Source organism: Clostridioides sp. ES-S-0108-01, from assembly GCF_020662285.1.
GTDB lineage: Bacteria > Bacillota > Clostridia > Peptostreptococcales > Peptostreptococcaceae > Clostridioides.
In genome coordinates this window covers 19706-41217 of record NZ_JADGMN010000028.1, presented here as the reverse complement: position 1 = coordinate 41217, position 21512 = coordinate 19706, and the positions used below count along the sequence as shown (strand labels likewise).

Below are 21512 nucleotides of genomic sequence, written 5' to 3'. Positions count from 1 at the left end.
TTTAGACTATAATATACCTATAAATTTGTTTTATATATGGGGGAGATTTACATGTTAGTAGCAAAAGAAAAAAGTTATGAGTTAGTGGACAATTGTCAGCAGGATGAGTATAACATTGTACTAAGAGCAAGTGAAGGGGATAAAATAGCACTAGAGTATATTATTACCAAATACAGAAATTTTGTAAAGGCAAAAGCAAAGTCATATTTTTTAATTGGAGCAGATAAAGAAGATATAATACAAGAAGGAATGATAGGCCTTTATAAGGCAGTTAGAGATTTTGATGGAAGTAAGACAAATTCATTTAAATGTTTTGCAGAGATATGTATAACAAGACAAATAATAACTGCTATAAAAACTGCAACAAGACAAAAACATATACCTTTAAATTCATATGTTTCTTTGAACAAACCAATATATGATGAAGAGTCAGACAGAACACTTTTAGATATTATAGCTACAAGTATAGTAACAGATCCAGAAGAGCTTATAATTAGTAAAGAAGAGTTAAAAAATATAGAATCAAAGATGAACGAATTGTTAAGTGACTTGGAATTAGAAGTACTAGAATTATATTTAAATGGAAAGTCATACCAGTTTATAGCAGACAAGCTTAAAAGAGATGTAAAGTCAATAGATAACGCTTTACAAAGGGTTAAGAGAAAATTAGAAAAACATCTTGAAAACAGAAATGATTAATAGTAAAATACTTACCATAAGCTTATTGTGAGCAAAATTAATTTATATCGAAAGATAAGGGAGGAAATTCAAAATGGCTAAAGCTAAATACGAAAGAACAAAACCTCATGTTAATATAGGGACAATAGGACACGTAGACCACGGTAAAACTACATTAACAGCAGCAATAACAAAAACATTATATGACAGATACCAATTAGGAGAAGCAGTAGATTTCGCAAACATAGATAAAGCTCCAGAAGAAAGAGAAAGAGGAATCACAATATCAACAGCACACGTTGAGTATGAAACACCAAATAGACACTACGCACACGTTGACTGCCCAGGACATGCTGACTACGTTAAGAACATGATAACAGGAGCAGCACAAATGGATGGAGCAATATTAGTTTGTTCAGCAACAGATGGACCAATGCCACAAACAAGAGAGCATATACTATTATCAAGACAAGTTGGAGTACCATATATAGTAGTATTCTTAAACAAATGTGATATGGTAGATGACGAAGAGTTATTAGAGTTAGTAGAGATGGAAGTAAGAGATTTATTAACAGAGTATGATTTCCCAGGAGATGATACTCCAATAGTAAGAGGGTCAGCATTAATGGCATTAGAAGATCCAAAGAGTGAGTGGGGAGATAAGATAGTAGAATTATTCGAGCAAATAGATGAGTATATCCCAGCACCAGAGAGAGATACAGACAAGCCATTCTTAATGCCAGTAGAGGACGTATTCTCAATCACAGGAAGAGGAACAGTTGCAACAGGAAGAGTGGAAAGAGGAGTACTAAAAGTACAAGACGAAGTAGAATTAGTAGGATTAACAGAAGCGCCAAGAAAAGTAGTAGTAACAGGAGTAGAGATGTTCAGAAAATTATTAGACCAAGCACAAGCAGGTGATAATATAGGAGCATTATTAAGAGGAGTACAAAGAAACGAAATAGAAAGAGGACAAGTACTAGCAAAGACTGGATCAGTAAAGGCACACACAAAGTTTACAGCAGAAGTATATGTACTTAAAAAAGAAGAGGGTGGAAGACATACACCATTCTTTGATGGATATAGACCACAATTCTATTTCAGAACAACAGACGTAACAGGAGCTTGTAAGTTACCAGAAGGAATAGAGATGGTAATGCCAGGAGATAACGTAACAATGGAAGTAGACTTAATAAACTCAATAGTTGTAGAAGAGGGATTAAGATTCTCAATAAGAGAAGGTGGAAGAACAGTAGCTTCAGGAGTTGTTGCTACAATAATAGAGTAATTCTTTTCTAAACTGATGGATTAAAAGGAATAACAAAAAGAGGGGTTATGCTCCTCTTTTTTTAACATAGAAATACAAAAACATTGACACAGCATAGGATTTTGTGATAACTTATACAAGGTAATGATTATAGGAAGTTAATAATATCTTGAATACTGTAGATTTTTAATAAATACATATTTTAAAGATATTATATTCACATATATTAACAATATACATTATTGTATTACAAAGTTGGAGGTGTATCAGATGAGAGTTAAAGTAACTTTAGCATGTACAGAGTGTAAGCAAAGAAACTACAACACTACTAAGAATAAGAAAAATAATCCAGACAGAATAGAATTACAAAAATATTGTAGATTCTGTAAAAAGCATACAACTCATAAAGAAACAAAATAGTTTTTTATAAGGATGTGAGTATGGAATGGCTGCCCAAAAAAATGACGGTGCAAAAACTAAAAAAAGGTTTAGTTTGTTTGGATACTTAAAAGAAACTAAACAAGAATTAAAAAGAGTTACATGGCCGACAAAAAAGGAACTGTTTAAAAACACAAGTATAGTTTTAACTGTAGTTATTTCATGCACTATATTAGTATGGGGTATAGACACTATATTATCTGGTGCACTAGCGTTATTACTAAAATAGACGAAAAGAGGTAAGTTAAATGTCAGAATTACAAGAAGCAAGTTGGTATGTAGTTCATACTTATTCGGGACATGAAAATAAAGTTAAAGCTACAATTGAGAAAGCAGTTAAAACAAGAGGTATGGAAGACTGCATAAGACAAGTAGTTGTTCCAACAGAAGAAGTAGTGGAAACTACTAAAACTGGAAAAGAAAAAACTAGACAACGTAAAGTTTATCCAAGCTATGTTTTGGTTAAAATGATAATAACTGATGAATCTTGGTATGTAGTAAGAAATACTAAGGGAGTTACAGGTTTCGTTGGACCTGGTTCAAAACCAGTACCATTAAGTGAAGATGAAGTCAAATCTATGGGTATAGATACAACAGACCCTAAGGTAGTAAATAGTGATATTGATTTTGAAATAGGAGATACAGTAAAAGTATCTCAAGGACCATTTAGTGGACAAATAGGTAACATAGAAGAAATTGACTTAGAAAATAGAGAAGTCAAAGTATGCATAAATGCATTTGGTAAAAGGACTCTATTTGTAATAGAGCTTGAAGGTATAGAAAAAATCTAATACTATATTATAGAAAAATCTGAGGAGGTGCGCTCAAAATGGCTAAAAAAGTTATAGGTCAAATAAAGTTACAAATACCTGCAGGAAAGGCTACTCCAGCGCCACCAGTTGGACCAGCATTAGGACAACATGGTGTTAATATAATGGGATTTACAAAAGAATTTAATGCTAAAACTGCAGATCAAGCTGGAATGATAATACCAGTTGTTATAACTGTATATCAAGATAGATCATTCAGTTTTATAACAAAAACTCCACCAGCTGCAGTTTTAATTAAAAAAGCATTAAACTTAAAATCAGGTTCTGGAGAACCAAACAAGAAGAAAGTTGCTAAAATGACTTCAGCTCAAGTAAGAGAAATAGCTGAATTAAAGATGCCTGACTTAAATGCTGCATCAGTAGAAGCTGCTATGAGTATGATAGCTGGTACTGCTAGAAGTATGGGTGTTGTAATCGAAGATTAATTAAAAGATACACTTTTTTTTATAAAGTGGGAGGCGAAAAGCCGAAATTAACCACGAGGAGGAAAATAAAATGGCTAAAAAAGGTAAAAGATATGCAGGTGCATTACAAAAAGTAGATAGAACTAAATTCTATGATGCATCAGAAGCATTAACATTAGTTTCAGACATAGCTGGAGCTAAATTTGATGAGACAGTAGAAGCACACATTAAATTAGGTGTTGACTCAAGACATGCTGATCAACAAGTAAGAGGTGCAGTTGTATTACCTCATGGAACTGGTAAAACTAAAAGAGTTTTAGTTTTTGCTAAAGGTGAAAAAGCTAAAGAAGCTGAACAAGCTGGTGCTGACTTTGTAGGAGCTGAAGAATTAGTTCAAAAAATACAAGGTGAAAACTGGTTTGAATTTGATATAGTAGTTGCTACTCCAGACATGATGGGTGTAGTAGGTAGATTAGGTAGAGTATTAGGACCTAAAGGTTTAATGCCAAACCCTAAATCAGGAACAGTTACATTTGATGTAGCTAAAGCTATAGATGAAATAAAAGCTGGTAAAGTTGAATACAGATTAGACAAAACTAACATAATACACGTTCCAGTAGGAAAAGTATCATTTGGTGGAGAGAAATTAACTGAAAACTTTACTGCATTAATGGATGCTATAATAAAAGCTAAACCAGCTGCTGCTAAAGGACAATATTTAAGAAGTATAACAGTAGCTTCTTCAATGGGACCTGGAGTTAAAATAAACCCAGCAAGAACAGCTGAATAATAAAACTGTTGACACAGGTTGACAAAAATGTTATCATATCACTTGTCAATGTAAAAAAGAATAGATTTGCCGTAGATAGTGGGTGCGAAAGCTTAATATCCCGCCGAGGTTTTAGATAAATTGAGATTACTAAAGCTTTTGATGTCTACTTTTGGCAACAAAAGCTTTTTATAATGTTGCGGTAAATACTAAGCCTATTTGGTGAAGGAGGTGCACGTCTATATGAGAAAAGCTATAGAAATTAAATCAGAAGTTGTTTCTGAGATAGTTGAAAAGTTACAAAAATCTTCTGCTGCTGTTGTTGTAGATTACAAAGGATTAACAGTTGAAGAAGTAACTGAGTTAAGAAAACAAATGAGAGAAGCTGGTGTGGATTACAAAGTATATAAAAATACTTTAGTTAGAAGAGCAGCTAAAGAAGTTGGTATAGAGCAATTTAATGATGAATTATTAGTTGGAACTAATGCCATAGCATTTGGATATGATGATCCAGTTGCTCCAGCTAGAATATTAAAAGGATTCATGGATTCTCATCCAAAAATGAAATTAAAGATGGGTATTGTGGAAGGTGCATTCTACGATGAGTCTAAAATTGTTGAAATGGCTAACATACCATCAAGAGAAGTTCTTATCGCTAAATTACTTGGTAGCTTAAAAGCTCCAGTATCAAACTTCGCATACTTAATAGATGCAATAGCGAAAAAGGCAGAAGGTCAAGAAGAAGCTTAATTGCTTAACTAAAAAATTATAAATATTAATTTGAAATAAAATTCGGAGGTGCTAAAAATGACAATAGAACAAATATTAGAAGCTATAGAAAATATGAAAGTTTTAGAATTAAATGAATTAGTTAAAGCTGCTGAAGAAAAATTCGGTGTATCAGCTTCAGCTCCAGTAATGGTAGCTGGTGCAGCTGCTGGTGGACCAGCTGCTGAAGAAAAAACTGAGTTTGATGTAGTATTAACTGACGTTGGTTCTTCAAAAGTTGGAGTTATAAAAGCAGTTAGAGAAATAACAGGATTAGGATTAAAAGAAGCTAAAGAAGTAGTTGACAATGCTCCTAAGACAGTTAAAGAAGGAGCTTCTAAAGAAGAAGCTGATCAAATAAAAGAAAAATTAGAAGCTGCTGGAGCTAAAGTAGAAGTTAAGTAGTTTCTTTAAAAAGATACCCATTGGGTATCTTTTTTATTTGCAAAGAATTATAGAATTTATTTGGAGTTATAAATAAAGTATTTTTATAAAATGAAAAAAATTTATATAATAGTATTAAATTAAGGGTATCATATACTATGTAATGATATTTTAATTTAATATTGTTATTAAATTGAAATATAAACAATTATTGTAATGTATATATATAAGGTATATAATTAAATGACACTGTAAAAAATTACATATTATTTAAAAAAACACAAAAATATTTTATAAATAAAATGTAATAAATAATTAATTAACAAATATAAATTTTAAAATGAATTAGATATTTAGAATAATCGAAATTTGTAGACTAGAGGACGTATTTAAGGAGGAATTAATAATGGAAAAATTACAAGGAAAAATTGCAGTAGTCACTGCAGCAACAAAAGGTATTGGATTAGCTTCCGCAGAGATATTGGCAAAGAATGGAGCAATTGTATATTTAGCAGCTCGTTCAGAAGAATTAGCTACTGAAGTTATAAATAAGATAAGTTCAGAAGGCGGTTGTGCTAAGTTTGTTTACTTTAATGCTCGTGAAGAAGAAACTTTTACTTCAATGATAGAAGCTGTAGTTAAAAAAGAAGGTAAGATAGACATACTTGTAAACAATTTTGGTTCAACAAACCCTTCTCTTGACAAAGACCTTTTGACTGGAGATACAGATAATTTTTTTGATACAGTAAATACTAATTTAAAAAGTGTGTATTTACCATGTAAAGCAGCGATTCCTCATATGATAAAGAATGGAAAAGGCAGTATAGTAAATATATCAAGTATAGGTTCAGTGTTACCTGATTTATCTAGAATAGCTTACTGTGTATCAAAAGCATCAATTAATTCATTAACTCAAAACATAGCAACACAATATGCAAAAGATAATGTTAGATGTAATGCTGTACTTCCAGGCCTTATTGCAACTAAGGCTGCACTAGATAATATGTCACCAGAATTCATAAAAGAATTTTTAAAGCATGTTCCCTTAAATCGTATAGGAAAACCAGATGATATAGCAAAAGCAGTTTTATTCTATGCTAGTGATGATTCATCATTTATAACAGGAGATTTACTTGAAGTTGCAGGAGGATTTGGTTTACCTACTCCGCAATTTGCAGATAATATATTAAGATAATTAAGTTACTAATATGTAATGAAAATTTATGTATTAGTTATAGTAGGAATTCTATCTTATAAAGACCATAGATATAATTTATACTGGAAAAAGTTTAAGGCTTAAAATCACCAGTTAAATTTATTTATGGTCTTTATTTTGGTTATTTAATAGATTTTTGTATAAATGTAATTGTTTACAAGTGTTTTCTTATGGAATTATAATTAAATAGGGGGATGTTATTGGTACATAATTTAGCATAGAAAATTAGACCTATAAATGAAAAATATGGATTTTAAATCAGAAAATTGTACATAATACATAATATATGCTTAAAATAATTTACAAAAAATCAAAAATAATGCATAGTTTACATATAAGATAAAAAATATATTGAAAAATACTTGACATTATGCTAAAATTATTAGATGCGTTAGAATGAACTATTGTTTTATTTTTAATTATTGAGAGGTGAAAAGTGAATGCCACATCCTGTCACGATAGGTAAAAGAACTAGAATGAGCTTTTCTAAAATTAAGGAAATAGCTGATGTGCCAAATCTTATAGAAATTCAAGTAGATTCCTATGAGTGGTTTTTAAAAGAAGGTTTAAAAGAAGTGTTTGATGATATTTCACCAATAGAGGATTATACTGGTAATCTTATATTGGAATTTGTGGACTATTCTTTAGATGATAAACCAAAGTACGATATAGAAGAGTGTAAAGAGAGAGATGCTACATATTGTGCACCTCTAAAAGTTAAGGTAAGACTTATAAATAAAGAAACAGGTGAGATAAAAGAACAAGAAGTGTTTATGGGTGACTTCCCTTTAATGACAGAAAGAGGAACTTTCGTTATAAATGGAGCAGAAAGAGTTATAGTAAGTCAATTAGTTAGATCTCCTGGTGTTTACTATGCGGAAGAAAGAGATAAAACAGGTAAGAGATTGATTTCATCTACTGTAATTCCTAATAGAGGAGCATGGTTAGAATATGAAACAGATTCTAATGATGTAATATCTGTAAGAGTTGATAGAACAAGAAAACAACCAGTTACAGTTTTACTTAGAGCTTTAGGAATAGGAACAGATGCAGAGATAATTGACCTTTTAGGAGAAGATGAGAGATTATCTGCTACATTAGAAAAGGATAATACTAAGACGGTAGAAGAAGGTCTTGTAGAGATATACAAAAAATTAAGACCAGGTGAACCCCCTACTGTAGAAAGTGCATCATCTTTACTAAATGCTTTATTCTTTGACCCAAAAAGATATGACTTAGCAAAAGTTGGTAGATATAAATTCAATAAGAAACTTGCTTTATGCTATAGAATAATGAATAAAATTTCAGCAGAAGACATAATAAACCCAGAAACTGGTGAGGTATTTGTAAAAGCTGGAGAAAAAATAAGTTATGAGGTAGCTAAAGATATACAAAATGCAGGTATAAATGTAGTAAATCTACTAATGGATGATGATAAGAAAGTTAGAGTTATAGGAAATAATTTTGTAGATATTAAGTCTCACATTGATTTTGACATAGATGATTTAAACATAAAAGAAAAAGTACATTATCCAACCTTAAAAGAAATTTTAGATGGATATAGTGATGAAGAAGAAATAAAAGAAGCTATAAAATCAAGAATTAAAGAACTTATACCAAAACATATATTATTAGATGATATAATAGCTTCAATAAGTTATGAGTTTAATATATTCTATAATATAGGAAATATTGATGATATAGATCACCTAGGAAATAGAAGAATAAGATCTGTAGGTGAATTATTACAAAATCAAGTTAGAATTGGTCTTTCAAGAATGGAAAGAGTTATAAAAGAAAGAATGACAGTTCAAGATATGGAAGCTATAACGCCTCAAGCGTTAGTTAATATAAGACCAGTTTCAGCTGCAATAAAAGAATTCTTTGGTAGTTCTCAGTTATCTCAGTTCATGGATCAAACAAATCCTCTATCTGAGTTAACACATAAGAGAAGATTATCAGCCCTTGGACCTGGAGGTCTTTCAAGAGAAAGAGCTGGATTCGAAGTGCGTGACGTTCACCATTCACACTATGGTAGAATGTGTCCAATAGAGACTCCAGAGGGACCAAATATAGGTCTTATAAACTCTCTAGGAACTTATGCAAAGATAAATGAATTTGGATTTATAGAATCACCATATAGAAAATTTGATAAAGAAACATCAACAGTTACTGATGAAATACATTATTTAACTGCTGACGAGGAAGATTTATTCGTAAGAGCTCAGGCAAATGAGCCATTAACAGAAGACGGTAAATTCGTAAACCATAGAGTTGTTTGTAGAACTGTAAATGGTGCTGTTGAAATGGTTCCTGAAAGTAGAGTAGATTACATGGATATATCTCCTAAGCAGGTTGTATCTGTTGCCACTGCTATGATACCTTTCTTAGAAAATGATGATGCCAACCGTGCCCTTATGGGAGCGAACATGCAACGTCAGGCAGTGCCTCTAGTTAGAAGAGAAGCACCAATTATAGGAACTGGTATAGAATATAGAGCCGCAAAAGACTCTGGAGCAGTTGTTGTTGCTAGAAATTCTGGTATAGCAGAAAGAGTAACAGCAGATGAAATAATAATAAAAAGAGAAGATGGAAACAGAGATAGATATAATTTACTTAAGTTTAAACGTTCAAACTCAGGTACTTGTATAAATCAAACACCTATAATAAATAAAGGTGACCAGATAATGAAAGGTGATGTTATAGCAGACGGTCCAGCAACTGATTTAGGAGAAGTTGCACTTGGAAGAAACTGCCTTATAGCATTTATGACTTGGGAAGGTTATAACTACGAGGATGCCATATTAATAAATGAAAGATTAGTTAAAGAAGATAGATTATCAACAATTCATATAGAAGAATATGAATGTGAAGCTAGAGATACAAAACTAGGACCAGAGGAAATAACTAGAGATATACCTAATGTTGGAGATAGTGCAATTAAGAACTTAGATGACAGAGGTATAATAAGAATAGGTGCAGAAGTAGACTCAGGTGATATACTAGTTGGTAAAGTAACTCCAAAAGGAGAAACTGAACTTACTGCGGAGGAAAGATTACTTCGTGCAATATTTGGAGAAAAGGCTAGAGAAGTTAGAGATACTTCACTTAAAGTGCCTCATGGTGAATCTGGTATAATAGTTGATGTAAAAGTATTTACTAGAGAAAATGGAGATGATTTATCTCCAGGAGTAAATGAATTAGTAAGATGCTATATAGCTAAAAAGAGAAAAATAAAAGTTGGAGATAAAATGGCTGGTCGTCATGGTAATAAAGGGGTTATCTCAAGAGTATTACCTGAAGAAGATATGCCATTCATGGAAAATGGAACACCATTAGACATAATACTTAACCCACAAGGTATACCATCACGTATGAACATAGGTCAGGTTCTAGAAGTTCATTTAGGACTTGCTGCTAAGACATTAGGATGGTATGTAGCAACATCAGTATTCGATGGTGCTAATGAGTATGATATAATGGATGCTCTTGAGGAAGCTGGGTATCCTAGAGATGGTAAATTAACTTTATATGATGGTAGAACAGGTGAGTCTTTTGACAACAGAATAACTGTTGGATATATGTATTACTTGAAACTACATCACTTAGTAGATGAAAAACTACATGCAAGAAGTACTGGACCATACTCGTTAGTTACTCAACAGCCACTAGGTGGTAAAGCACAATTTGGTGGACAAAGATTTGGAGAGATGGAGGTTTGGGCTCTAGAAGCATATGGAGCTGCTCACATACTTCAAGAGATACTTACTGTTAAGTCTGATGATGTTGTAGGTCGTGTTAGAACTTATGAAGCTATAGTTAAAGGTGAAAACATACCTGAACCAGGAATCCCAGAATCATTTAAGGTTCTTATAAAAGAACTTCAAAGTTTATGCTTAGATGTAAAAGTATTGACAGATGAAGACCAAGAAATAGAAGTAAGAGAATCTGTGGATGAAGATGATACAATAGGTGAATTTGAGCTAGATGTTGTAAATCACATGGGAGAAGTTGAAGAAAGTAACATAATAGAAGAAATTGAAGATGATTTTGCGGAAAATGCAGAAGATGAGGATATAGAGAATTTAGAAGAATTCACTGAGGATGATTTATTTGAAGAAGAAATAGATTTTGAAAGTGATGACTTTGATATATAAATTTAATTAATGTAAATCTCAAATAGAAGGGAGAGAACTCCTTGTTTGAATTAAACAATTTCGAGTCGATAAAAATAGCATTGGCTTCTCCAGAAAAAATAAGACAATGGTCTAGAGGAGAAGTTAAAAAGCCAGAAACTATAAATTACCGTACTTTAAAACCAGAAAAAGATGGTCTTTTCTGTGAAAGAATATTTGGACCACAAAAAGACTGGGAGTGTCACTGTGGTAAATATAGAAGAGTTAGATATAAAGGTGTAGTTTGTGATAGATGTGGAGTAGAAGTAACTAAATCAAAAGTAAGAAGAGAAAGAATGGGACATATAGAGCTAGCTGCTCCTATGTCTCACATCTGGTACTTCAAAGGTATACCAAGTAGAATGGGACTTTTACTTGATATGTCACCAAGATCATTAGAAAAAATATTATACTTTGCCTCATATGTAGTAGTTGATCCAGGAGAAACTGGATTGAATGAAAAACAACTACTTACAGAAAAAGAATACAGAACTGCTCTTGAAAAGTATGGATATACTTTTACTGTAGGAATGGGTGCTGAAGCTGTAAAGACATTACTACAAAATATAGACTTAGAACAACAAAGTAAAGACTTAAGAGCAGAGTTAAAAGATAGTACAGGACAAAAGAAAGTTAGAACAATAAGAAGATTAGAAGTTGTGGAAGCATTTAAAAAGTCTGGCAACAAACCAGAATGGATGATTTTAGACGCTATACCAGTAATACCACCAGATTTAAGACCAATGGTACAACTTGATGGTGGAAGATTTGCGACTTCAGACCTAAATGATTTATATAGAAGAGTTATAAATAGAAATAATAGACTTAAAAGATTATTAGAGCTTGGAGCTCCAGATATAATTGTAAGAAATGAAAAAAGAATGCTTCAAGAAGCCGTTGATGCATTAATAGATAATGGTAGAAGAGGTAGACCTGTAACAGGACCTGGAAATAGACCACTTAAATCTTTATCAGATATGCTAAAAGGTAAACAAGGTCGTTTCCGTCAAAACTTACTTGGTAAGCGTGTTGACTACTCAGGACGTTCTGTTATAGTTGTTGGACCAGAACTTAAATTCTATCAGTGTGGTCTTCCAAAGAAAATGGCATTGGAGCTATTCAAGCCATTTGTTATGGATAAGTTAGTTAAAGAAGGATATGCACATAATATAAAAAGTGCGAAATCTATAGTAGAAAAAGTTAAACCAGAAGTTTGGGATGTTTTAGAAGATGTTATAAAAAGTCATCCAGTTCTTCTTAACCGTGCGCCAACTCTGCATAGATTAGGTATACAAGCATTTGAACCAATCTTAGTTGAAGGCAAAGCTATAAAACTACATCCTCTTGTATGTACAGCTTACAACGCAGACTTTGATGGTGACCAAATGGCAGTTCATGTACCTTTATCAGTAGAAGCACAAGCAGAAGCAAGATTCTTAATGCTTTCTGTAAATAATATACTTGCTCCTAAAGATGGTTCACCTATAACTACTCCATCTCAGGATATGGTTTTAGGTTGTTATTATCTAACAATAGAAGCACAAGATGGGGCTAAAGGAACAGGTATGGTATTTAAAGACTTTAATGAATTATTACTTGCTTATTACAATAAGTCAGTTCATCTACATGCATTAGTAAAATTGAAGGTAACACTTGAAGATGGAAGAAGTTCATTAGTTGAAAGTACTGTCGGTAGATTTATATTTAATGAAAATATACCTCAAGACTTAGGTTTTGTAGATAGAAAAGAAAATCCATTTGCACTTGAAGTTGATTTCTTAGCAGATAAGAAGTCTCTTGGTAAAATAATAGATAAATGCTTTAGAAAACATGGTAATACAGAGACAGCTGAATTACTAGATTATATAAAATCTTTAGGATTTAAATACTCTACATTAGGTGGTATAACAGTTGCTGTTGATGATATGAGTGTTCCAGAAGAAAAGAAAATATTTATAGCTGATGCAGAAGCAAAAGTTGATAAATATGAAAGAGCATACAGAAGAGGTCTAATATCTGATGAAGAGAGATATGAAAAAGTTATAGAGACATGGACAGAAACAACTGATAAAGTTACTGATGCTCTTATGGGTGGATTAGACAGATTAAACAATATATATATAATGGCACATTCAGGAGCCAGAGGTTCTAAAAACCAAATTAGACAGCTAGCAGGTATGCGTGGTCTTATGGCCAATGCATCTGGTAAAACAGTTGAGATACCAGTTAAATCTAATTTCCGTGAAGGTTTATCAGTACTAGAGTACTTTACATCTTCACATGGTGCCAGAAAAGGTCTTGCCGATACAGCTATACGTACAGCTGAATCTGGATACTTAACAAGAAGACTTGTTGATGTAAGTCAAGATGTTATTGTAAGAGAAATAGATTGCGGTACAGAAGATACTACAGAAATTTATGCTATAAAAGAAGGAAATGAAATTATAGAAGAGATATACGATAGAATTGTAGGAAGATATACTATAGACCCTATATTAAATCCTGAAACTGGTGAAGTTATAGTTGAAGCTGATGCTATGATACAAGAAGATGAAGCAGAAACTATAGTAAATTTAGGAATTGAAAAAATTAGGATAAGAACAGTTCTTAACTGTAAAACTAATCATGGAGTTTGTTCTAAGTGCTATGGTAGAAACTTAGCTACAGGAAAAGAAGTTAATATAGGTGAAGCAGTTGGTATAATAGCAGCTCAATCTATCGGTGAGCCGGGTACTCAGCTTACAATGCGTACATTCCATACTGGAGGAGTTGCAGGAGCTGATATAACTCAAGGTCTTCCAAGGGTTGAAGAATTATTTGAAGCAAGAAAACCAAAAGGATTAGCTGTAATAACTGAAGTGTCTGGTAGAGTTGAAATAGATGAAACTGGAAAGCGAAAAGAAGTAAATGTAATACCAGAAGAAGGCGAGACTCAAACATATATAATACCATATGGTTCCAGATTAAAAGTTAAGCAAGGTCAAATGTTAGATGCTGGAGACCCTCTAACACAAGGGTTTATAAATCCTCACGACATAGTAAGAGTAAATGGTGTTAAGGGAGTTCAAGAATATATAGTTAAAGAAGTTCAGAGAGTGTATAGACTTCAAGGGGTTGACGTTAACGATAAACATATAGAGGTTATAGTAAGACAGATGCTATCTAAAGTTAAAGTTGAAGACCCAGGAGATACAGATTTATTACCAGGTGGATATGAAGATGTATTAACATTCAATGAATGTAATAAAGACGCTATAGCTAAAGGTTTAAGACCAGCAGTTGCTAAAAGAGTTTTACTTGGTATAACTAAAGCATCTCTTGCAACTGATTCATTCTTATCAGCAGCTTCTTTCCAAGAAACAACAAGAGTATTAACAGAGGCAGCCATAAAAGGTAAAGAAGATCACTTAATAGGGCTTAAAGAAAATGTTATATTAGGTAAGTTAATACCAGCAGGAACAGGAATGAAGAAATATAGAAATATAGCTGTTGAAAAAATTGAAGATTAATAGTATATAGAGTAAAGAAATCTTGACAACCATTATTTGTGGTGTTAAAATAGTAAAGTGTGTTGTTTAAAAGTACACTAAGGGCTTGAACAAGTTCTTAGTGACTTTTAGATGGCAATAAATGAGAACTAAAAAGCATCAAGCTAGAAAATGCTAATATCACATATTTATGTGTTATAGACATTAAATTGTAAGTAACGAATGTTACAATCAGTCAGTATGAATATTCATATTGATGTAGTTGGCGGTCACTGATAAGATCGAAAATTTGGAAGGAGGTGCAGATGATGCCAACAATTAACCAATTAGTTCGTAAAAGTAGAAAAGCGCTAGAGAAGAAATCTACTGCTCCAGCATTACAAAAAGGTTACAACTCTTTAAATAAGAAAGTAACTGACGCTAGTGCCCCACAAAAAAGAGGGGTTTGTACTTCAGTAAAAACAGTTACTCCTAAGAAGCCTAACTCAGCTTTAAGAAAAGTTGCCAGAGTTAGATTAACTAATGGTATAGAAGTTTCTGCTTATATACCAGGAGAAGGACATAACTTACAAGAGCATAGTGTTGTTCTTATAAGAGGAGGAAGAGTAAAAGACCTTCCAGGGGTTAGATACCATATACTAAGAGGTACTCTAGATACAGCAGGTGTTGATAAGAGAAGACAATCAAGATCTAAATACGGTGCGAAGAGACCTAAAGAAGCTAAAAAATAAAACAATTAATGATTGATTATAGTTCGGTGCTTTAAATATATATATATTTACGGCATCACGGCATTAAATGATTTATGTCGAGTACCTATGATTTAAGTTAAATAATTAAGGAGGGAAGCGAAATGCCAAGAAAAGGTAATGTTCCAAAAAGAGAAGTTTTACCAGATCCTATGTATGGGAGTAAGGTAGTTACTAAATTAATAAATAATCTAATGGTAGACGGAAAAAAAGGAAAGTCTCAAAGAATAGTTTATGATGCTTTCGCAATTGTTGCTGAAAAGACAGGAGAAGAAGCTTTAGAAGTATTTAATAAAGCAATGGATAATATAATGCCTGTTTTAGAAGTAAAAGCAAGAAGAGTTGGTGGAGCAAACTACCAAGTGCCAATCGAAGTTAGACCTGAAAGAAGACAAACATTAGGCTTAAGATGGCTAGTGAAATATACTAGAGCTCGTGGAGAAAAAGGAATGGTTGAAAAGCTAGCTAAAGAAATAATGGATGCAGCTAACAACACTGGAGCTTCAGTTAAGAAAAAAGAAGATACTCATAAAATGGCAGAAGCTAATAAGGCATTTGCTCATTACAGATGGTAGGATATATAGATATCTTATAAATTTAAGGATATCATAAGGAGGATAACCATGGCTAGAAAGTTTCCTTTGGAAAAAACTAGGAATATAGGAATCATGGCTCATATAGATGCAGGAAAGACTACTACTACAGAAAGAATCCTGTTTTATACTGGGCAAACTCATAAAATAGGAGAAACTCATGAAGGAGCTTCTCAAATGGACTGGATGGAGCAAGAGAAGGAAAGAGGTATAACAATAACTTCTGCCGCTACTACTGCTTCATGGAAAGACCATAGAATAAACATAATAGATACTCCTGGACACGTGGACTTCACAGTTGAGGTTGAAAGATCTCTAAGAGTTCTTGACGGTTCAGTTGCTGTATTCTGTGCAAAAGGTGGGGTTGAGCCTCAATCAGAAAATGTATGGAGACAAGCTGAAACTTATGGAGTACCTAGAATAGCTTTTGTAAACAAAATGGATATATTAGGTGCAGATTTCTACAATGTTGTAAGTATGATGAAATCTAGATTAAATTCTAATGCAGTTCCTATGCAATTACCAATAGGTAAGGAAGATTCATTCATAGGTATAATAGACTTATTAAAAATGGATGCTGTTATATACAAAGACGACCTAGGTGTTGAAATGGAAGAAACAGACATACCAGAAGATATGAAAGAATTAGCTGCTGAGTGGAGAGAAAAATTAGTTGAGTCAGTAGCTGAAACTGATGAAGAATTAATGATGAAATACCTTGAAGGTGAAGAACTTACTATAGATGAATTAAAAGTTGCTATAAGAAAAGCTACTATAGCTTGTGAAATGAACCCAGTTTTCTGTGGTACAGCTTATAGAAACAAAGGTGTTCAGTTAGTAATAGATGCAGTTTTAGATTACTTACCAGCACCAACTGATATACCAGCTATAAAAGGTATATTAGCAGATGGAGAAGAAGCTGAAAGACATTCTTCTGATGAAGAACCATTCTCTGCATTAGCATTCAAAATAATGACTGACCCATTCGTTGGAAAACTAGCGTTCTTCAGAGTTTACTCTGGAACATTAGAATCTGGTTCTTATGTTTTAAATGCAACTAAGAATAAGAGAGAAAGAATTGGTCGTATATTACAAATGCATGCCAATACAAGAGAAGAAATAACTAAGGTTTATGCTGGAGATATAGCAGCAGCAGTAGGATTAAAAGATACTACTACTGGAGACACATTATGTGACCCTGCTAATCCAATAATACTTGAATCTATGGAATTCCCTGAGCCAGTTATATCTGTTGCTATAGAGCCAAGCTCTAAAGCAGCTCAAGAGAAAATGGGTATAGCTCTTCAAAAACTAGCTGAAGAAGACCCAACTTTCACAGTTAAGACTGACCAAGAAACAGGACAAACTATAATATCTGGTATGGGTGAGTTACACTTAGAGATAATAGTAGATAGATTATTAAGAGAATTTAAAGTAGAAGCTAAAGTTGGTGCACCACAAGTTGCATATAGAGAGACTATAACTCAACCAGTTGATGTTGAATACAAGTACTCTAAGCAATCAGGTGGTAGAGGACAATACGGTCACGTTAAGATTAGAGTTGCTCCTCAAGAGCCAGGTGAAGGATACAAGTTCACAAACAAAACTGTTGGTGGATCTGTACCAAAAGAATATGTTGGTCCAGTTGACATGGGTATACAAGGAGCTATGCAATCTGGTATAGTTGCTGGATATCCAGTTGTAGACGTTGCTGTTGAGTTATATGATGGTTCTTACCATGAGGTTGACTCTTCTGAGATGGCGTTCAAAATGGCTGGTTCAATGGCATTCAAAGATGCTATGAAGAAAGGTAATGCAGTTCTTTTAGAGCCTTACTTCAAAGTAGAAGTTGTTACTCCAGAAGATTACATGGGAGATGTTATGGGTGACTTGAACTCAAGAAGAGGTTTAATCCAGGGAATGGAAGCTAGAAGTGGTGCACAAGTTATAAATGCATTCGTTCCACTTTCAGAAATGTTTGGATACTCAACAGATTTAAGATCTTCAACACAAGGTCGTGCAACTTATACAATGATATTCGATCACTATGAGCAAGTTCCAGCTTCAGTTGCTAAGAAAATAGCTGAAGGAAAATAATTTAAAAATAATTAATAATATAAATATAAAAAATAATCAGCAAGATGAGATATATCTCATCTTGCACAAGATAAAGGGAGGAAATTCAAAATGGCTAAAGCTAAATACGAAAGAACAAAACCTCATGTTAATATAGGGACAATAGGACACGTAGACCACGGTAAAACTACATTAACAGCAGCAATAACAAAAACATTATATGACAGATATCAATTAGGAGAAGCAGTAGATTTCGCAAACATAGATAAAGCTCCAGAAGAAAGAGAAAGAGGAATCACAATATCAACAGCACACGTTGAGTATGAAACACCAAATAGACACTATGCACACGTTGATTGCCCAGGACATGCTGACTACGTTAAGAACATGATAACAGGAGCAGCACAAATGGATGGAGCAATATTAGTTTGTTCAGCAACAGATGGACCAATGCCACAAACAAGAGAGCATATACTATTATCAAGACAAGTTGGAGTACCATATATAGTAGTATTCTTAAACAAATGTGACATGGTAGATGATGAAGAGTTATTAGAGTTAGTAGAGATGGAAGTAAGAGATTTATTAACAGAATATGATTTCCCAGGAGATGACACTCCAATAGTAAGAGGTTCAGCATTAATGGCATTAGAAGATCCAAAGAGCGAGTGGGGAGATAAGATAGTAGAATTATTCGAGCAAATAGATGAGTATATACCAGCTCCAGAGAGAGATACAGATAAACCATTCTTAATGCCAGTAGAGGACGTATTCTCAATCACAGGAAGAGGAACAGTTGCAACAGGAAGAGTGGAAAGAGGAGTACTAAAAGTACAAGACGAAGTAGAATTAGTAGGATTAACAGAAGCACCAAGAAAAGTAGTAGTAACAGGAGTAGAGATGTTCAGAAAATTATTAGACCAAGCACAAGCAGGGGATAATATAGGAGCATTATTAAGAGGAGTACAAAGAAACGAGATAGAAAGAGGACAAGTACTAGCAAAGACTGGATCAGTAAAGGCACACACAAAGTTTACAGCAGAAGTATATGTACTTAAAAAAGAAGAAGGTGGAAGACATACACCATTCTTTGATGGATATAGACCACAATTCTATTTCAGAACAACAGACGTAACAGGAGCTTGTAAGTTACCAGAAGGAATAGAGATGGTAATGCCAGGAGATAACGTAACAATGGAAGTAGACTTAATAAACTCAATAGTTGTAGAAGAGGGATTAAGATTCTCAATAAGAGAAGGTGGAAGAACAGTAGCTTCAGGAGTTGTTGCTACAATAATAGAGTAATCCTTTTCTAAACTAAGGGATTTAATATAGAAAAAGAGGGGGTAACACCTCTCTTTTTTGTTTTCTGTTGACAAGTAGCACTAAAGCATATATACTAAACTAGTGCCTTGAGATAGATTAACAATCAAGTTTGAGGTTATGCTGTTGTAATAGAAAATAAACTTGAAAAAAATATAAAAAAAACTTGAAAAAATGTAACATATGATATAAAATATAATAGTGTGCTTGAGAGATTAAGAAAATAAGAATTAAATCCTAGTGAAATACGAACTGATATCGATTTGAAAGTTACAACACACCCGGAGCAGTGTATCGGTATTAGTTGTACGCAACTTGAAAATTAAACACGTGATAAAGGAGGGAAAACAAAATGGCTAAGAATGAAAAAATAAGAATAAGATTAAAATCATATGATCACAAATTATTAGATTTTTCAGCAGGGAAAATAGTTGAAACTGCTAAAAAGGCTGGATCACAAGTTTCAGGACCTGTGCCTCTACCAACAGAAAAACAAGTTGTAACTATATTAAGAGCTGTACATAAGTACAAAGACTCTAGAGAACAATTTGAAATAAGAACTCATAAAAGACTAATCGACATAGCTAATCCAACACCTAAGACAGTTGACTCATTAATGAGATTAGACTTACCAGCAGGTGTAGATATAGAAATAAAATTATAAGAACCCCTAAGATATTATCCTATAGGTAACTATCTTAGAATGATTACTCTAAAAGATGTAATCCGCTGTAAGAATTATAGGAGGTGCTAATATGAAAGGAATATTAGGCAAAAAAGTTGGTATGACTCAAATATTCACTGATAAAGGTGTAGTTATACCTGTAACAGCTGTTGAAGCAGGACCTATGGTCGTTACTCAAATAAAAACAGTTGATAAAGATGGATACAACGCTATACAAATAGGTTTTGAAGATGCTAAAGAAAAAGCTTTAAACAAACCTAAAAAAGGACATTTAGCTGCTGCTAATGTTTTAAAGAAACATTTAAAAGAATTTAGAGTAGATTCTGTAGAAGGATACACAGTAGGACAAGAAATAAAAGCTGATGTATTTGAAGCAGGTGCAAAAATAGATGTTACTGGAATAAGTAAAGGTAAGGGATTCCAAGGTCCAATAAAAAGACATGGACAAAGTAGAGGTCCTGAAACTCACGGTTCTAGATACCACAGAAGACCAGGTTCAATGGGAGCTTGTTCTTACCCTGGTAGAGTATTTAAAAACAAAAAATTAGCTGGACACATGGGAAGCGTAAAGGTAACAGTTCAAAACTTAGAGGTTGTTAAAGTAGATGCTGATAAGAACCTTATATTAGTTAAAGGAGCTATACCAGGAGCTAAAGGTTCAGTAGTAACTATAAAAGAAGCTATAAAGGTTTCTAAATAATGACTAACCTAGAGAAAGGAGGAATAACAATGCCAAAATTAAATGTACTAAATGTTAGTGGACAAAACGTTGGAGAAATAGAATTATCAGATTCTATATTTGGCGTAGAAGTTAATGGACATGTTTTATATGAAGTTGTAAAAAATCAATTAGCAAATAAGAGACAAGGAACTCAATCTGCTAAAACTAGAGCAGAAGTTAGAGGTGGCGGAAGAAAACCTTGGAAACAAAAAGGAACAGGTAGAGCAAGACAAGGTTCTACAAGATCTGTACAATGGGTAGGTGGAGGAGTTGCTTTTGCACCTAAACCAAGAAGCTACAAATATACATTACCTAAGAAGGTAAGAAGATTAGCTATGAAGAGTGCTTTATCTTCAAAAGTTCAAAATAGTGAAGTTATAGTATTAGATGCATTAAACATGGATGCTCCTAAAACTAAAGAATTCGCTCAAATATTAAACAATATAAATGCTGCTAAAAAAGCTTTAGTAGTTATAGCTGACAAAAACGATAACGTAATAAAATCAGCTAGAAATATAGAAGGTGTTCAAACTGCATTAGTTAATACTATGAATGTATATGACATATTAAAGTATGATTCATTTATAATAACTACGGATGCTGTTAAAAAAGTGGAGGAGGTGTACGCATAATGACTAATCCACATGATGTAATAATAAGACCAGTTGTAACTGAGCACAGTATGGCTGAAATGGGTGAAAAAAAATACACTTTTGTTGTGGCTAAAGATGCGAACAAAACTGAAATAAAAAAAGCAGTAGAAAAAGTATTTGGAGTTAGTGTTGATAAAGTAAATACTTTAAACTACGATGGAAAAGTTAAAAGAATGGGTAGAACTCAAGGAAGAACAGCAAGCTTTAAGAAAGCAGTAGTTAAATTAACTGCTGATAGTAAAGAAATAGAATTCTTCCAAGGAATGTAGTATTATAACAAACGAAGGAGGGAAAA

The 21512-nt window shown here is 33.1% G+C and carries 20 protein-coding genes and 1 other annotated feature; all 20 genes read left to right on the top strand.

Annotated elements, in window-relative coordinates; all coding sequences use genetic code 11:
* Positions 1 to 51: 51 nt before the first annotated feature.
* The 20 genes from sigH (at position 52) to rplW (ending at position 21486) form a co-directional block, all read left to right on the top strand.
* A complete protein-coding gene (gene sigH / locus IR152_RS17835) occupies positions 52 to 699 on the top strand; it encodes an RNA polymerase sporulation sigma factor SigH (RefSeq protein WP_009892548.1) in 648 nt (215 codons plus the stop codon).
* Positions 700 to 772: 73 nt separating this feature from the next.
* Entirely contained in the window at positions 773 to 1966 is a 1194-nt protein-coding gene (gene tuf, locus IR152_RS17830; RefSeq protein ID WP_009887863.1) for an elongation factor Tu, read from the top strand.
* A gap of 249 nt (positions 1967 to 2215) precedes the next feature.
* Positions 2216 to 2365 carry a 50S ribosomal protein L33 gene (gene rpmG, locus IR152_RS17825; RefSeq protein ID WP_003421192.1) on the top strand — a complete coding sequence of 50 codons (150 nt, stop codon included), beginning with the start codon at positions 2216 to 2218 and terminating at the stop codon, positions 2363 to 2365.
* 25 nt (positions 2366 to 2390) lie between these two features.
* Positions 2391 to 2612: a preprotein translocase subunit SecE gene (gene secE / locus IR152_RS17820; RefSeq protein WP_003429494.1), complete on the top strand. Its 222-nt coding sequence runs from the start codon at positions 2391 to 2393 to the stop codon at positions 2610 to 2612.
* 19 nt (positions 2613 to 2631) lie between these two features.
* Positions 2632 to 3174, top strand: a complete 543-nt coding sequence (nusG, locus tag IR152_RS17815; protein ID WP_227453200.1) for a transcription termination/antitermination protein NusG — start codon at positions 2632 to 2634, stop codon at positions 3172 to 3174.
* A gap of 38 nt (positions 3175 to 3212) precedes the next feature.
* On the top strand, positions 3213 to 3638 hold the full coding sequence (gene rplK, locus IR152_RS17810) for a 50S ribosomal protein L11 (protein ID WP_003421189.1): 426 nt from the start codon (positions 3213 to 3215) through the stop codon (positions 3636 to 3638).
* A gap of 70 nt (positions 3639 to 3708) precedes the next feature.
* The gene (rplA, locus tag IR152_RS17805; protein ID WP_227453199.1) at positions 3709 to 4407 is read left to right on the top strand and encodes a 50S ribosomal protein L1; all 699 of its coding nucleotides are present in this window, start codon (positions 3709 to 3711) and stop codon (positions 4405 to 4407) included.
* Between the two features lie 51 nt (positions 4408 to 4458).
* Positions 4459 to 4587: a sequence feature (ribosomal protein L10 leader region), on the top strand.
* A gap of 42 nt (positions 4588 to 4629) precedes the next feature.
* Positions 4630 to 5136: a 50S ribosomal protein L10 gene (gene rplJ / locus IR152_RS17800; RefSeq protein ID WP_003421187.1), complete on the top strand. Its 507-nt coding sequence runs from the start codon at positions 4630 to 4632 to the stop codon at positions 5134 to 5136.
* A gap of 57 nt (positions 5137 to 5193) precedes the next feature.
* Positions 5194 to 5559 carry a 50S ribosomal protein L7/L12 gene (gene rplL, locus IR152_RS17795; RefSeq protein ID WP_003421186.1) on the top strand — a complete coding sequence of 122 codons (366 nt, stop codon included), beginning with the start codon at positions 5194 to 5196 and terminating at the stop codon, positions 5557 to 5559.
* A gap of 385 nt (positions 5560 to 5944) precedes the next feature.
* On the top strand, positions 5945 to 6733 hold the full coding sequence (locus IR152_RS17790; protein ID WP_227453198.1) for an SDR family NAD(P)-dependent oxidoreductase: 789 nt from the start codon (positions 5945 to 5947) through the stop codon (positions 6731 to 6733).
* Between the two features lie 461 nt (positions 6734 to 7194).
* The gene (locus IR152_RS17785) at positions 7195 to 10911 is read left to right on the top strand and encodes a DNA-directed RNA polymerase subunit beta (RefSeq protein ID WP_227453197.1); all 3717 of its coding nucleotides are present in this window, start codon (positions 7195 to 7197) and stop codon (positions 10909 to 10911) included.
* Between the two features lie 41 nt (positions 10912 to 10952).
* On the top strand, positions 10953 to 14438 hold the full coding sequence (gene rpoC / locus IR152_RS17780) for a DNA-directed RNA polymerase subunit beta' (RefSeq protein ID WP_227453196.1): 3486 nt from the start codon (positions 10953 to 10955) through the stop codon (positions 14436 to 14438).
* Between the two features lie 287 nt (positions 14439 to 14725).
* Complete coding sequence (gene rpsL, locus IR152_RS17775) at positions 14726 to 15148, top strand: 30S ribosomal protein S12 (protein WP_003436176.1); 423 nt, start codon at positions 14726 to 14728, stop codon at positions 15146 to 15148.
* A gap of 122 nt (positions 15149 to 15270) precedes the next feature.
* Positions 15271 to 15741 (top strand): 30S ribosomal protein S7, encoded by a 471-nt coding sequence (rpsG, locus tag IR152_RS17770; protein ID WP_054274278.1) that lies wholly within the window; start codon positions 15271 to 15273, stop codon positions 15739 to 15741.
* 48 nt (positions 15742 to 15789) lie between these two features.
* A complete protein-coding gene (gene fusA / locus IR152_RS17765) occupies positions 15790 to 17856 on the top strand; it encodes an elongation factor G (RefSeq protein WP_227453195.1) in 2067 nt (688 codons plus the stop codon).
* Positions 17857 to 17946: 90 nt separating this feature from the next.
* Positions 17947 to 19140: an elongation factor Tu gene (gene tuf / locus IR152_RS17760; RefSeq protein WP_009887863.1), complete on the top strand. Its 1194-nt coding sequence runs from the start codon at positions 17947 to 17949 to the stop codon at positions 19138 to 19140.
* A gap of 370 nt (positions 19141 to 19510) precedes the next feature.
* Positions 19511 to 19822 (top strand): 30S ribosomal protein S10, encoded by a 312-nt coding sequence (gene rpsJ / locus IR152_RS17755; protein ID WP_003421175.1) that lies wholly within the window; start codon positions 19511 to 19513, stop codon positions 19820 to 19822.
* 91 nt (positions 19823 to 19913) lie between these two features.
* Positions 19914 to 20543: a 50S ribosomal protein L3 gene (gene rplC, locus IR152_RS17750; protein WP_003421173.1), complete on the top strand. Its 630-nt coding sequence runs from the start codon at positions 19914 to 19916 to the stop codon at positions 20541 to 20543.
* A 29-nt stretch (positions 20544 to 20572) separates the two neighbouring features.
* Complete coding sequence (gene rplD / locus IR152_RS17745; RefSeq protein ID WP_009887887.1) at positions 20573 to 21196, top strand: 50S ribosomal protein L4; 624 nt, start codon at positions 20573 to 20575, stop codon at positions 21194 to 21196.
* Positions 21196 to 21486, top strand: coding sequence for a 50S ribosomal protein L23 (rplW, locus tag IR152_RS17740; protein WP_003421170.1), 291 nt, complete (start codon positions 21196 to 21198; stop codon positions 21484 to 21486). The genes rplD and rplW overlap by 1 nt, the downstream gene beginning before the upstream one ends.
* Positions 21487 to 21512 lie beyond the last annotated feature (26 nt).

Coding starts and splice junctions, on each gene's coding strand:
- sigH (WP_009892548.1), top strand. CDS start 52: ATGTTAGTAGCAAAAGAAAAAAGTTATGAGTTAGTGGACAATTGTCAG.
- tuf (WP_009887863.1), top strand. CDS start 773: ATGGCTAAAGCTAAATACGAAAGAACAAAACCTCATGTTAATATAGGG.
- rpmG (WP_003421192.1), top strand. CDS start 2,216: ATGAGAGTTAAAGTAACTTTAGCATGTACAGAGTGTAAGCAAAGAAAC.
- secE (WP_003429494.1), top strand. CDS start 2,391: ATGGCTGCCCAAAAAAATGACGGTGCAAAAACTAAAAAAAGGTTTAGT.
- nusG (WP_227453200.1), top strand. CDS start 2,632: ATGTCAGAATTACAAGAAGCAAGTTGGTATGTAGTTCATACTTATTCG.
- rplK (WP_003421189.1), top strand. CDS start 3,213: ATGGCTAAAAAAGTTATAGGTCAAATAAAGTTACAAATACCTGCAGGA.
- rplA (WP_227453199.1), top strand. CDS start 3,709: ATGGCTAAAAAAGGTAAAAGATATGCAGGTGCATTACAAAAAGTAGAT.
- rplJ (WP_003421187.1), top strand. CDS start 4,630: ATGAGAAAAGCTATAGAAATTAAATCAGAAGTTGTTTCTGAGATAGTT.
- rplL (WP_003421186.1), top strand. CDS start 5,194: ATGACAATAGAACAAATATTAGAAGCTATAGAAAATATGAAAGTTTTA.
- IR152_RS17790 (WP_227453198.1), top strand. CDS start 5,945: ATGGAAAAATTACAAGGAAAAATTGCAGTAGTCACTGCAGCAACAAAA.
- IR152_RS17785 (WP_227453197.1), top strand. CDS start 7,195: ATGCCACATCCTGTCACGATAGGTAAAAGAACTAGAATGAGCTTTTCT.
- rpsL (WP_003436176.1), top strand. CDS start 14,726: ATGCCAACAATTAACCAATTAGTTCGTAAAAGTAGAAAAGCGCTAGAG.
- rpsG (WP_054274278.1), top strand. CDS start 15,271: ATGCCAAGAAAAGGTAATGTTCCAAAAAGAGAAGTTTTACCAGATCCT.
- fusA (WP_227453195.1), top strand. CDS start 15,790: ATGGCTAGAAAGTTTCCTTTGGAAAAAACTAGGAATATAGGAATCATG.
- tuf (WP_009887863.1), top strand. CDS start 17,947: ATGGCTAAAGCTAAATACGAAAGAACAAAACCTCATGTTAATATAGGG.
- rpsJ (WP_003421175.1), top strand. CDS start 19,511: ATGGCTAAGAATGAAAAAATAAGAATAAGATTAAAATCATATGATCAC.
- rplC (WP_003421173.1), top strand. CDS start 19,914: ATGAAAGGAATATTAGGCAAAAAAGTTGGTATGACTCAAATATTCACT.
- rplD (WP_009887887.1), top strand. CDS start 20,573: ATGCCAAAATTAAATGTACTAAATGTTAGTGGACAAAACGTTGGAGAA.
- rplW (WP_003421170.1), top strand. CDS start 21,196: ATGACTAATCCACATGATGTAATAATAAGACCAGTTGTAACTGAGCAC.